Origin of the sequence: Ammoniphilus sp. YIM 78166 (assembly GCF_004522215.1) — a bacterium.
In the GTDB taxonomy this organism is placed as follows: Bacteria; Bacillota; Bacilli; order Aneurinibacillales; family RAOX-1; genus YIM-78166.
On record NZ_SDLR01000004.1, the window covers coordinates 490496 to 503327 of the forward strand.

The 12832-nt window shown below is 44.6% G+C and carries 9 protein-coding genes; 7 read left to right on the plus strand and 2 right to left on the minus strand.

The window, feature by feature from the left end; all coding sequences use genetic code 11:
- Positions 1 to 4 precede the first annotated feature (4 nt).
- Genes EIZ58_RS19080 through EIZ58_RS19090 form a run of 3 tightly spaced genes read left to right on the plus strand, consistent with a single transcriptional unit; the run spans position 5 to position 2651 of the window.
- Positions 5 to 1309 (plus strand): aromatic ring-hydroxylating oxygenase subunit alpha, encoded by a 1305-nt coding sequence (locus tag EIZ58_RS19080; protein ID WP_134702460.1) that lies wholly within the window; start codon positions 5 to 7, stop codon positions 1307 to 1309.
- A gap of 22 nt (positions 1310 to 1331) precedes the next feature.
- Entirely contained in the window at positions 1332 to 1841 is a 510-nt protein-coding gene (locus EIZ58_RS19085) for an aromatic-ring-hydroxylating dioxygenase subunit beta (protein WP_134702461.1), read from the plus strand.
- A 24-nt stretch (positions 1842 to 1865) separates the two neighbouring features.
- Entirely contained in the window at positions 1866 to 2651 is a 786-nt protein-coding gene (locus EIZ58_RS19090; protein ID WP_134702462.1) for an SDR family NAD(P)-dependent oxidoreductase, read from the plus strand.
- A gap of 414 nt (positions 2652 to 3065) precedes the next feature.
- Here the strand turns inward: EIZ58_RS19090 and gdhA are convergent, their stop codons facing one another.
- A complete protein-coding gene (gene gdhA / locus EIZ58_RS19095; RefSeq protein ID WP_134702463.1) occupies positions 3066 to 4448 on the minus strand; it encodes an NADP-specific glutamate dehydrogenase in 1383 nt (460 codons plus the stop codon).
- A 150-nt stretch (positions 4449 to 4598) separates the two neighbouring features.
- Between gdhA and gltC the strand changes: the two genes are divergently transcribed.
- The 3 genes from gltC (at position 4599) to kamA (ending at position 8654) form a co-directional block, all read left to right on the plus strand.
- On the plus strand, positions 4599 to 5513 hold the full coding sequence (gene gltC, locus EIZ58_RS19100; RefSeq protein WP_134702464.1) for a glutamate biosynthesis transcriptional regulator GltC: 915 nt from the start codon (positions 4599 to 4601) through the stop codon (positions 5511 to 5513).
- 123 nt (positions 5514 to 5636) lie between these two features.
- Positions 5637 to 7067 carry a sigma-54 interaction domain-containing protein gene (locus tag EIZ58_RS19105; RefSeq protein WP_240689191.1) on the plus strand — a complete coding sequence of 477 codons (1431 nt, stop codon included), beginning with the start codon at positions 5637 to 5639 and terminating at the stop codon, positions 7065 to 7067.
- Between the two features lie 201 nt (positions 7068 to 7268).
- Positions 7269 to 8654 carry a lysine 2,3-aminomutase gene (gene kamA, locus EIZ58_RS19110; RefSeq protein ID WP_134702465.1) on the plus strand — a complete coding sequence of 462 codons (1386 nt, stop codon included), beginning with the start codon at positions 7269 to 7271 and terminating at the stop codon, positions 8652 to 8654.
- 58 nt (positions 8655 to 8712) lie between these two features.
- Here the strand turns inward: kamA and EIZ58_RS19115 are convergent, their stop codons facing one another.
- Positions 8713 to 10398 (minus strand): methyl-accepting chemotaxis protein, encoded by a 1686-nt coding sequence (locus EIZ58_RS19115; RefSeq protein ID WP_134702466.1) that lies wholly within the window; start codon positions 10396 to 10398, stop codon positions 8713 to 8715.
- A gap of 188 nt (positions 10399 to 10586) precedes the next feature.
- Between EIZ58_RS19115 and EIZ58_RS19120 the strand changes: the two genes are divergently transcribed.
- Positions 10587 to 12665, plus strand: coding sequence for a heterodisulfide reductase-related iron-sulfur binding cluster (locus tag EIZ58_RS19120; protein ID WP_134702467.1), 2079 nt, complete (start codon positions 10587 to 10589; stop codon positions 12663 to 12665).
- Positions 12666 to 12832: the final 167 nt, after the last annotated feature.

Below are 12832 nucleotides of genomic sequence, written 5' to 3' on the forward strand. Positions count from 1 at the left end.
AAAGATGAATAAGAAACAACTGCCTTTAGATGAAAGAACTCGCGAGAGTGTACTGGACCATATCAATGAAACGACTCAGCCTGAAGAGGGGAAGATCCCTGCTTACATTTTAAGTGATCCTACCATTTATAAGCTGGAGCATGAAAAGATCTTCCTGAAGACTTGGGTATTCATTGGCCATGAATCAGAGGTTCCCAACAATGGAGATTACATTACGCGGGATCTAGCAGGCTACTCTGTCATCGTTTCAAGAGGAGAAGATGGAGTCATCCGCGGATTCTACAATATGTGCACACACCGGGGCATGAAGCTCTGCCGAGCGGATCGAGGAAAAGCTGGCAGGTTTACTTGTTCCTATCATGGATTCACCTTTAAAAATAATGGCGATCTGATTGGAGTTCCACTGCAGCAAGACATATATGGAGGAGAGCTTGATACTTCTAAAATGGGGTTGCATAAGGTGACCATTGATTCATATAAAGGTCTCCTTTTCGGAACTTGGAGTGATCAGCCTCAACCTTTATCAGATTTTCTGGGTGATTTCAAGTGGTATTTGGATATTGTGGTGGGGCGGGCAGAAATGGAAGTCATAGGACCTCCTCAACGCTTTGTTGTGCATTCCAACTGGAAGATTGGATCGGATAACTTTATCAGTGATTCCTACCATACGATGGTCACCCATGGTTCTATAGCGAAACTGGGGATGGTCCCTAATCCTACTTATTCAAAGATTGGCTATCAGGTTCAGACCTCCAATGGGCACGGGTTGAATATCGGTATGCCCAATCAGGAGTTTGCTTTCCCTGAAGAGCTTATTCCTGAATTTCAATCGAATCTCTCAAGCGAACAGTTTGAGCTGATGTCAAAGGTGAAGAACATGATAGGAACTATTTTTCCCAACCTATCCTTCCTCATCTCCCACACCAAAATCAAGGGTAAGGCGATTTCTAATACATCCGTCCGTCTTTGGAGGCCGATTGATGTTGATAAGATGGAGGTTATTACCTGGTTGCTGGTCGAGAAACATGCATCAGATGATTGGAAGAAGCGTTCACGCGAATCGTTCATCTTAACCTTTAGCCCTTCTGGTATTTTTGAGCAAGATGATACCGAAGTATTTACAGATATCACTGCAGCTGCCACAGGACCCATGCCTTTCATGAAACAGCTTACTTACAATTATACGATGGGAATGCATCGTGAACAGGTAAGGGATTTTGCAGGCCCTGGCATCGTTTATGGCGATAAATTTTCAGAGGCAAATTCTCGAAATTTCTATCGTTATTGGTTAGATTTACTTAATGCCTAAGAATTGAAGGGGGAAACGCCTGATGAGCATCGAGAAAATGTTAATCACATATGAATTTGAGCAATGGCTTTACCGTGAGGCGAAGCTGCTTGACGATATAGATTTTGACGGCTGGTTTGGTCTCATTCATCCGGACATTCAATATCAAATGCCTGTTCGAGTGAACAAGGAAGGTATTGAGAGACCTGACTACTCTACGGATATGTATGCGTTCCTTGATGATTATGAGCTGTTGAAAATGCGAGTCGATCGGCTGAAAACCGATTATGCCTGGGCAGAATTGCCGCCTTCTCGTACCCGGCGAGTGGTTAGCAATGTAAGGGTGGATGAGTTCGTAGCAGAAGAAAAAGCAGTAGTTAGCAGTTATCTGTTCATCTATCGCAGCCGCAGCAATGATATTCATCATGATTTGATATCGGGAGAACGCAAGGATGAATTCACGTATCTTAACGGGGAATGGAAGTTATCAAATCGCTTCTTCGTGGTTGATCAAACGACATTAAACACCCGAAATCTGGCCATCTTTGTTTAGTTCAAGTGAAGGAAGGGATCGGGTATGACACAGCTAAAAGGGAAATCTGTGTATTTGACGGGAGGTGCCTCTGGCATCGGAAGAGCCGTCACAGAAGCTTTTATCGCCGAGGGTGCAGGGGTTACCGTTCTCGACCGCTCGGTGGAGCGGTTAGAGGAATTGAAAAATCAGTATGGTGATGCAATTCAATGTATCGCTGGTGACGTAACCAATTATGGGGATCATGTTGGGGCCGTCCGTACAGCCGTTGAGGCGTATGGAAAGCTTGATGTGCTGGTGGCCAATGCCGGGGTATTCGATGGTTTTGCAAAATTCGATCAAGTAAGTCCCGAGGCCTTGTCGGATGCTTATGAGATGCTGTTTTCAATTAATGTTAAGGGATATTTTTTAGCTGCTAAAGCTGCTGTCGAAGAATTGAAGAAGACCAAAGGAAATATCATTTTTACAGTCTCGGGAGCTGGCTTCTATCCCGACGGGGGCGGCGTGTGGTATACGGCAAGCAAGCACGCTCAAATTGGTTTGCTTCGCCAGCTGGCCTTTGAACTGGCACCTGACATTCGTGTTAATGCCGTGGCTCCGGGAGGTACTCTTACTGCGCTGCACGTGATTCCTCCGTTGGCTCCTTTTGTTAAAACAGTTGATAATGAGACAAAAGCGCGAAGTATTAAGACGAGAAACCCGTTACGTATTGCCATGGAATCAGAAGATCATGTAGGAGCGTACGTGTTGTTAGCCTCGGATTGTGCTCGTGCCATTACAGGAGAGATTATATCCAGCGACGGCGGCTTGGCCGTACGTGGTTTGAGTTAAGGAGAGCTTTTGGAAAAGTTTTGAGTAAGTGCCCCCAGAGTATCATTCTGGGGTTTTATTTATTACGGGCGAATTTGGTGGGTTCACCGGTAATTTTAGCCAGTCTACTGGCGACTTTTAGAGAAATACCGGCAAGTAAACGGAAAAAGGGTGGTCGAGGGGAGGAGGGAGGGGGTATCTGATCGATGGAAGTAAAATTAGTAAAGCACGTGTTAGATTTATTCCACACCGTCACTAAGCAGAAAAGAAATACTGGCGACTTTTCTTATTTATCAGCAACTCAGGTCCACTTACTGGCAACTGAAGCCCCTTTACCGGCAACTAGAAATACGAACCGATCAAAATAGGTGGTAGGGTATCGACCGCTGCAAAAATAAACCCCCAAAGGTCAACTTTGGGGGTTAGCTTCTTATATTAAACCACACCTTGAGCAATCATGTTGTCGGCTACCTTGAGGAATCCGGCAATGTTTGCTCCAACTACGAGGTTTCCTGGGAATCCATATTCCTCTGCGGCTTTCACGCTGTTTTTATAGATGTTAACCATAATTTCATGTAACTTGGCGTCTACTTCTTCGAAGGTCCATGCTAGTCTCATGCTATTTTGGGCCATCTCAAGTGCGGATACGGCTACTCCGCCTGCATTGGCAGCCTTAGCTGGTGCGAAGAGGACTTTGTTGTTTAGGAAGACTTCGATAGCTTCCAAAGAAGATGGCATATTAGCTCCTTCTCCCACTGCTTTTACGCCATTAGCTACTAGAACTTTTGCGTTGATTTCATTGATTTCGTTTTGCGTTGCGCAAGGAAGAGCGATATCACATGGGATGGTCCAAATGCCGGAGCAGCCTTCTACATATCGAGCTTCTGGATGTTCAGTAACATATTCGCTGATACGTTTTCTTTCTACTTCTTTTAGTCTCTTCACGGTATCAAGGTTAATGCCGTTTTTGTCATAGATATAACCGTTAGAATCACTGCAAGCCACTACTTTTGCGCCTAGCTGGGTAGCTTTTTGGATCGCGTAGATGGATACATTGCCAGAGCCCGATACGACAACCGTGCTTCCGTTAAAGCTGAGGCCTTGATCTTTTAGCATCTCTTCCACGAAATAAACGGTACCGAAGCCTGTTGCTTCCGTTCTAGCTAGGCTTCCGCCATATCCGATTCCTTTTCCAGTTAATACTCCGGCTTCATGAGCACCGCGGAGTCTCTTATATTGTCCGAACATATATCCGATCTCTCTTGCTCCTACACCAATATCACCGGCAGGTACATCAAGGTCCGGTCCGATATGCTTGGCAAGCTCAGTCATGAAGCTCTGCGTAAACTTCATGATTTCACTTTCGGATTTACCTTTTGGATCGAAGTCGGAACCGCCTTTTCCGCCCCCAATAGGTTGGCCGGTAAGAGAATTCTTAAAGATCTGTTCAAATCCTAGGAATCGGATGATGCTAGCATTAACAGACGGATGAAATCTAAGACCGCCTTTATATGGACCAATAGCACTGTTAAACTGAACGCGGAAGCCGCGGTTCACTTGTGGTTTGCCTTGATCATCGACCCAAGGAACTCTAAAGGTAATCATTCTTTCAGGCTCGGAGATTCTCTCAAGAATGCTCTGCTCCATATATTTAGGGTGTTTCGCAAAAACGGGTACAAGAGAATCAAAAATTTCTTTCACCGCTTGGTGAAATTCACTTTCTCCTGGGTTGCGTTTTTTCACCGTTTCATATACTTCTGTAACATAGTTTACCGCCGCTTGCCATTCTTTTTGTTTTACTTCCGTTAAGATCGCCATTTCCCCTCATGCTCCTTTTTTTCTTTATATATATAAGGTCCACTTTTTTTACGTCTATAGGTATTCTATAATTGAATGAGACCCCCAAACAATACAAAGATTAGATCAGATCAATGCCGAGTCGAGATGAATTGGAAAGGGGAAGTAAGCATGGAGCTCAGACAAATCCAATATTTTATTGAAGTTGCCAAGCGAGAGCATGTAACGGAGGCAGCTCATGCTCTTCATGTAGCCCAATCTGCCGTAAGCAGACAAATATATAAACTAGAACAAGAGCTAGGTGTTGATTTATTCGTAAGGGAAGGACGGAATGTCCATTTGACCCCAATTGGGAGAAGCTTCTTAGGGCATATGAAGGAAGCGATGAAAGTCATCGAAAGCGGCCTTCGAGAGGTCGAAGAATATATGGATCCTGAACGCGGGACGATTCGTATCGGTTTCCCAAGTAGTTTAGCTGCCTATACGCTTCCGATAGCGATATCGGCTTTTCGTGAAATTCACCCTGAAGTCAAGTTTCAGCTTAAACAGGGATCCTATCATCAATTAATAGAAATGGTAGCCAGAGGGGAGATTGATATGGCTTTAATCGGTCCCGTTCCATTAAAGGAAAGGAGTATAAGGGGAGAAATTCTGTTTATGGAAAGAATAGTAGCCCTTCTCCCGGCAAGCCATCCTTTGGCTGGTGACTCTTCCGTTCGTCTAAGCGATTTGAAGGACGATTCGTTCATTTTGTTTCCAGAAGGTTTTGTTTTAAGGGAAATGGTAGTAAACGCTTTCAAAGAACTAGGTTACCATCCTCAAATTTCCTTTGAGGGAGAAGATATTGATGCCATAAAAGGGTTAGTTTCTGCTGGCTTAGGGATTACTTTGATTCCTGAGGTTACCCTAGTGGATGGCCTTCCACGTTCAACAGTGAAACTGCCGATTAGCGAACCGAGGGTTGAGCGTAATGTGGGAATCATCATTCCTCGGGATCGTCCGCTACCTCCGACCGAACAGCTTTTCTATGATTTTTTGAGAAGCTTTTTCACAAGGGTGGATAAGTTAAATCATCACTTTGTGTAGCGAACTGCTTTAGACAGACCTTGAAACGCCAAGCTCATCATATTATAGTAGAGTAAAGGATTTGTGCCGGAAAATGGGCATGAGGATGGAGATTCAGCAGCTTGTCCAAGTGGAGGTCATAACATGAAGCAAAGAACCGTTACGCACGAGATGTTGGAAGCCATTCTAGGAGCCATTGATGAAGGAATTCACGTGGTGGATAGCCAAGGGATTACGATCTACTATAATCATGTAGCGGCGAAGCTAGATGGACTATCGGTAGAGGAGGTTATGGGCAAGCATCTTCTCGATGTATTTCCGTCGTTGGATGATGACACCAGCACATTGATAAAAGTAATTGAGAGTCAAGAGCCGATCTATCACCAGCACCAACGCTACACCAATATGAAAGGAAAACAAGTGATTACCGTCAATACGTCCTTACCCATCTGGGTAGACGGCGAATTGGTAGGAGCGGTGGAAGTGGCGAAAGACATCTCGAAAGTAAAAGAGCTTTCAGAGAAGCTTGTAGACCTTCAAGCTCAGATTGTTCAACGAAACCAACTTCCTAAAAAAAAGAAAATGGCTTCAAAAGAAGAAACGGCGGCGAAATATACGTTTACAGACCTTATATCTCGGAGCCGTGCTATGGATCGAGTAAAGAAAACCGGGGAAAAGGCGGCCCAGACTCCCTCCCCGATCTTGATCATGGGAGAAACGGGGACAGGGAAAGAACTATTGGTTCAATCGATTCATAATGCTTCTCCTCGCAGATATGCCCCATTTATTGCACAGAATTGTGCAGCCCTTCCAACGACTTTATTAGAAGGTATTCTTTTTGGCACGGTTAAAGGAAGCTTTACGGGAGCGGAGGATCGTCCCGGGTTGTTTGAATTGGCAGATGAAGGAACGTTATTCTTAGATGAGATCAATAGCATGCCGTTGGAGCTTCAAGCGAAGCTCTTGCGGGTGATTCAGGAAAACCAGGTACGGCGTGTAGGAGGATCTAAGGAAACCCCTATAGATGTGCGGATTATAGCAGCTCTAAATGAGGATCCTCAACAAGCTGTAAGGGAAAATCGGCTTCGATCGGATCTGTTTTACCGTCTCAATGTGGTAGCTTTGGAACTGCCTCCACTAAGAGAAAGAATAGAAGATATTCCGCTCCTTACCCAACATTTTATCAAAAAGTTTAACTATCGTTTCGGAAAACTAGTTACAGGTCTTCATCCTGATGCAGAGGCTGTTTTGTTCCAGCATAGCTGGCCAGGTAATGTACGTGAGTTAGAGCATGCGATTGAGGCGGCTATGAATCTCGTCGAAGGTGATATCATTGAAGTGGACGATTTGCCGTATTATTTGCAGCATGTCCCATCGGGAATTCATCGAGAAGCACAGCCAATGGTCCCACCCGTATACGTGGGAGTATCGCTTCCAGAAGCCTTACAACGAGTAGAAGAACAGATGATTCGAGAGGCGCTTGCGGAAACAGACGGAAATATCATGCAGGCGGCTAAAAGGTTAGGGATTCCAAGACAAACCCTACAGTATAAGATAGCGAAGCTGGATTCTTGAGGATTTAGGAGGATACGGTAATATTTGAATGGATAGTCACTCGCAAGGCGGCGAAACCTGGGTACTCTAACCTCTAAAAAGAGGTGGAGGATCCAGTTTTTTTTATTGGCATCATTTTTGCATTAATAATTAGTGGTGTAGTTTCAATCGTGTTGAAGTTCCGTCCATTACCTTACCTAAGACCGAGGAGGTTGATGATAGATGTTAATCAATAGAAGGCATTGGAGTGAGGTTGAGCTTTGGAAGGATGTTACAGAAGAGCAGTGGAATGATTGGCTATGGCAATTGACCAATACCATAAGGACCGTAGAGCAGTTAAAGAAAGTCGTGAATCTAACCCCTGAGGAAGAAGAAGGGGTACGTATCTCAACCCAGACCATTCCATTAAATATTACCCCTTATTACGCTTCACTAATGGATCCTCATGATCCAGAATGCCCTATCCGCAAGCAATCCGTTCCCATTTCAGCTGAGATTATGAAGACGAGATATGATCTAGAAGATCCTCTTCATGAGGATGAAGACTCCCCCACTCCAGGACTAACTCATCGCTACCCGGATCGCGTATTATTTCTGATTACCAATCAATGCTCGATGTACTGCCGATATTGTACGCGCCGTCGATTCTCGGGCCAAGTTGGAATGGGGGTACCTAAAAAACAATTAGATGCAGCGGTAGACTATATCCGAAATAACCCTGAAGTACGGGATGTCTTGCTATCGGGTGGAGATGCTCTGCTAGTAAATGATCGGATTTTAGAATATGTCATCCGTAACCTGCGAGAAATCCCACATGTCGAAATTATTCGGATTGGAACGCGTGCTCCAGTTGTTTTCCCACAGCGAATTACGGAAGATCTCTGTACTATGCTGAAAAAATATCATCCGGTATGGTTGAATACACACTTCAATACCTCGCTAGAGATCACGCCAGAAGCAAAAAAGGCGTGTGAAATGCTCGCAAACGCAGGGGTTCCGCTAGGCAACCAGTCGGTGATCTTAGCCGGTGTGAACGATAGTGTTCATATTATGAAAAAGCTCATGCATGATCTGGTCAAGATACGAGTACGCCCATACTATATCTACCAGTGTGATTTATCCGAAGGCATTGGTCACTTCCGTGTACCGGTTTCTAAAGGGTTAGAAATCATTGAGAATCTTCGCGGCCATACTTCCGGCTATGCGGTTCCGGCCTTTGTCGTAGATGCTCCAGGAGGCGGGGGGAAGATTACCTTGCAGCCGAACTACTTAATTTCTCAAAGCCCCGATAAAGTAGTACTACGTAACTTTGAAGGGGTAATTACCAGCTACCCCGAACCGAAAAATTATGTTCCTGGCAAAGCAGATGCTTACTTTAATAAGATTTATGCGATCGACCAGCCTAAATCGACCGTAGGCATTGCTGCCTTAATGAATGATGAGAAGTTTAATCTCGTTCCTGAGGGATTAAGAAGGATGAATAAGCGGGAAAATTACCAAGCAGCAGGAAGCAGTTCTTTGAAGGATCGCAGGGCGAAGCGAGATGAGATGAAGTTAAAAAAACTGGTCAATGCTAATGATAATAATGAAGAAAAAGCGTCTTCGTAGAGAGGCTGCCAGGAGTGGCTAGAGAAATAAAAGGGGGGCATACGCCCCTCTTTTATTTTTAGACTTTAAAATGCTCCACAGCCCGCTTTAATTCAGAAGCCATGGCACTTGTTTCCTCAGCGCTTGCTGATACGGTCTGCATGGAAGCAGAAGTTTCTTGGATCGCAGCCGATACTTCTTCCGCGTTTGCGGCTGTATTCTCAATCACGCTTGCTAAGGAATTAATCAACTCTACGATTTTCTCGGAGGTGGCCACTTCAGCGGTGGTAATATCCGTAATGCTATTCACCTGCTCAAGTGCATGACCTACGGCAGTTAAAATGTTTTCTAAAGCGTTTCCGGCCTGTGCGACGATGTTGGTGCCTTCTTCTACCTCTAAGCGGTTTTCTTGCATGGAGGCGACGACATCGACCATACTCTTGGAAATCTTATGAATGAGATCGGAAACTTTAGTAGCTCCATCATTAGATTGCTCCGCGAGCTTGCGTACTTCTTCGGCTACTACGGCAAAGCCTCGGCCATGCTCTCCCGCTCTAGCCGCCTCTATTGAAGCGTTTAACGCTAAAAGGTTGGTTTGCGCGGCAATGCTTGTAATCATGTTGGTGATGGCCTGAATTTCCTTGGTGTATTGATTCAAGGTTGTAATGAGTTCTTCCATTTGGAGGGTTCGGGACTGAATGCTGTCCATCTTCTGGACGGTATGATCGACAATCTTCTTCCCTTCGGTTGCTGTATGGAAGGTAGACTCTGAATTTTTTTGCGCGTCTGTTGCTTTTTGTTTGGCAATTTGAATGAGAGAAGACAACTCTAGTAAAACCTTAGATGCATCTAGTACAGAATGGTTCCCATTCTCGGCAGCAGCCGCTACGTCGCTCGTACTGTGCGAGATTTCTCCCACGGCTGAAGTCACCTGTTCAGCGGAAGCAGCCATTTGTTCCGAGGCTGCGGCGAGTTCATCTGCTGATGTTCTCGTTGTTCCAACTAAGTGCCGCAGATTATGAACCATTTGGTTAAAAGAAGCAGCAAGTTCACTGATTTCGTCTTTACTATTCGTTTTAATCTCATCAATGGTTAAATCACCCAAGGAGATACGATTGGCCTCTTCGGACAGCCTGACAATCGGTATAGATATTTTTCTTCCCGCAATCCAGCCAATCACGACAGCTGCAAGTGCGGCTACTAAAATCACAATACCTAGAATAATAGCCGAAGTGTTGAACTTTTGATGATTCGCTTCTAAGGCTTGTATCGCGTATTTTTCGTTCATATCGATGAGGACAAGCAGTGCATCACTAGCTTTAGTGAACGGTTCGCGTCCCTTTTTAAGCCCCTCTAGAGCTTCTGGATAATTTCCTTGGCGAATGAGTCCAATGTTTAACTTCACTCGCTCCGAAAACTGGTCCCAACTCGTTGTAAATTCCTCAAATTGGGCTTGTTCATTAGCCGACATTTTGGTCTGCTCATAAGCTGAAATTAGTTCATGAATTTGAACGAGGTTTTTTTCAGCAGCCTCTGTGAAAGTATGATCTTGATTCAAAACGGCTTGGAGCATCTGGACGCGGGTATTTTCCGCTAGCTTGCTCATCTTGCCTAGCTTGGACATCGGAAGCATTTGGTATGCAAAAATTTGTTCCCCGTTGTTATTGATGGTATAAGCGGTATATATCGAATATACTCCCAGTCCCAACATAATAGCCACAATAAATAAAAACGATAAGATCAACTTCTTTGTTATCTTGGCCATGTGTAACCTCTCCCCTGTGTAATGAAAAAGAACTATCCCCCATATGATTACATTATAGAGATTGAAGGGTCTGCTATTTGTTAAAACTTTTCAACAATTTTACATAAAAATGAATGAACGACCGTTCACTTTTTACTCGGAATTTGGTATAGTATTGGTAATCAGAAAATTTTAGGGAGTGAGCGATCGTGTTGGACCTAGTGAACTTTATTGCTTTTCTTGCTGTTACCGGTTATGCTGTCTACCTTTTCGCCCATCTCGTTTACAGTCGAGTTACCTTTATCAGGCTGGGCAAGAAATCCAACCTAAAGGAAGATACCAAGCAAAGGGTAAACGAAATCATCGTGAACGTGTTTGGACAGAAAAAGCTGATGAAAGATCCCAAGAGCGGAATTATGCACGTGGTTATGTTCTATGGTTTTATTATTCTTCAGCTTGGAGCCATTGAACTGATTATCAAAGGTTTTCTTAAAGGCTTTGTATATCCGCTTGGAGCTGCCCATGCCTTTTTTAGCATCAGCCAAGAGGTTACAGCTTTCTTGGTCCTCCTTGCCGTCCTCTATGCTTACTACCGCCGTTACATTGAAAAATTAAAGCGCCTTAAACGCGGATTAAAGTCAGGACTCGTCATTATTTTTTTAACTACGTTAATGATCTCCGTGTTTTTAACGCTAGCTTTTGAACATTTATGGGTTGGATACGTTGGATTCGTCGCTTATGCGCCGATTTCCTCTGCAATTGCTGGCCTGTTCGCGTGGATGAGCCCAGGTGCAGCCGCCGTCATGTTTTATATTTCCTGGTGGTTACACTTATTGACGTTGTTGACGTTCTTAGTGTACGTCCCTCAATCCAAGCATGCGCACTTGTTCTTTGCCCCCGTTAATGTAGCGATTCGAGATACCAAGCCGGTAGGGAAATTAACCTCCATTGATTTTGAAGACGAAACGCAAGAAACCTACGGGGTAGGAAAGATCGAAGATTTCCGCCAAAACCAGCTCGTTGACCTATACGCTTGCGTAGAGTGTGGTCGCTGTACGAATATGTGTCCGGCCTCAGGTACGGGCAAGACGCTTTCACCCATGGATTTAATTGTAAAGATGAGAGACCACTTGACGGAAAAAGGGGCTGTCGTGACCTCCCGCACACCGTGGATGCCTGGATTCGTATTCCCTGGGTCCAAAGGAAACCAGCTGGCTTTGCAGGCCTCCGAAGTCGCAGCCACAAGTGAAGTATCTCCTATAGAAGCTCTTGAATATAATGTGAATCTGATCGGGGATGTCATTACGGAAGAAGAACTCTGGGCTTGTACGACCTGTCGCAACTGTGAGGACCAATGTCCGGTAGCGAATGAGCATGTAGAAAAGATTGTAGACATGAGACGTTACCTCGTGTTAACCGAAGGAAGCATGCCGCATGAAGCGACTCGTTACTTCCAGAACATTGAGCGTCAGAGCAATCCGTGGGGAATCAACCGTAAAGAACGGATCAAGTGGCGCGAGGAACGTGAAGATATTGAGGTGCCTACAGTTAATGAGATAGAGGAATTTGACTACCTGTTCTGGGTCGGTTCGATGGGATCCTTTGATAAGAGAAGCCAAAAAATTGCCCAATCTTTCGCGAAAATTCTAAACGTAGCGGGCGTAAAATTTGCTATTCTAGGTAATGAAGAGCGAAATTCAGGGGATACAGCGCGCAGAATGGGGAACGAATTCTTATTCCAGCAGCTTGCCCAAGAGAATATTGCTAATTTCCAGGCTTATGAAGTGAAAAAAATTGTGACGATTGATCCTCATGCCTACAACACCTTCAAGCATGAATATCCGGAATTCGGATTGGAAGCGGAGATCTATCATCATACAGAACTGATTCATCAATTGATTCAAGAAGGGCGAATCAAACCGACAAAAGAAGTGAAAGAAGCTATCGCTTACCATGATTCGTGTTACATGGGACGCTATAACGAGGTTTACGACATTCCGCGTGAAATTCTAAAATCGATTCCGGGAGTCCAAGTGCTAGAGATGGAGCGAAACCGTGAGGATGCGATGTGCTGTGGAGCCGGCGGCGGGATGATGTGGATGGAAGAAACGCAAGGGAAAAGGGTGAATGTGGAGCGGACAGAGCAAGCCCTTAGCTTGAAGCCAACCACGATTGGAAGCAACTGTCCATATTGCTTAACCATGCTAAGTGACGGAACCAAAGCAAAAGAAGTGGAAGAACAAGTAAAAACATTGGATATTGCAGAAATAGTGGAAAAATCACTATAGAAAATGGAAACCATTTGGATGTATAATATAGGTAATAAGGGGTGCCCGATGCAGCGTCATCGGGCCAACCGTTTGGACGCTTAAGCTTCTAGAAGCTTTTTTTTTCAACCTTGCAACGAATGAGCGGTCAGTCAGTAATGTTGATGAATAGAAGATAGGGGGCAAGG

Bases quoted from the DNA above. Each gene is read 5' to 3' on its own strand.
- EIZ58_RS19080 (WP_134702460.1), top strand. From the start codon at position 5: ATGAATAAGAAACAACTGCCTTTAGATGAAAGAACTCGCGAGAGTGTA.
- kamA (WP_134702465.1), top strand. From the start codon at position 7,269: ATGTTAATCAATAGAAGGCATTGGAGTGAGGTTGAGCTTTGGAAGGAT.
- EIZ58_RS19105 (WP_240689191.1), top strand. From the start codon at position 5,637: ATGAAGCAAAGAACCGTTACGCACGAGATGTTGGAAGCCATTCTAGGA.
- gdhA (WP_134702463.1), bottom strand. From the start codon at position 4,448: ATGGCGATCTTAACGGAAGTAAAACAAAAAGAATGGCAAGCGGCGGTA.
- EIZ58_RS19115 (WP_134702466.1), bottom strand. From the start codon at position 10,398: ATGGCCAAGATAACAAAGAAGTTGATCTTATCGTTTTTATTTATTGTG.
- gltC (WP_134702464.1), top strand. From the start codon at position 4,599: ATGGAGCTCAGACAAATCCAATATTTTATTGAAGTTGCCAAGCGAGAG.
- EIZ58_RS19085 (WP_134702461.1), top strand. From the start codon at position 1,332: ATGAGCATCGAGAAAATGTTAATCACATATGAATTTGAGCAATGGCTT.
- EIZ58_RS19090 (WP_134702462.1), top strand. From the start codon at position 1,866: ATGACACAGCTAAAAGGGAAATCTGTGTATTTGACGGGAGGTGCCTCT.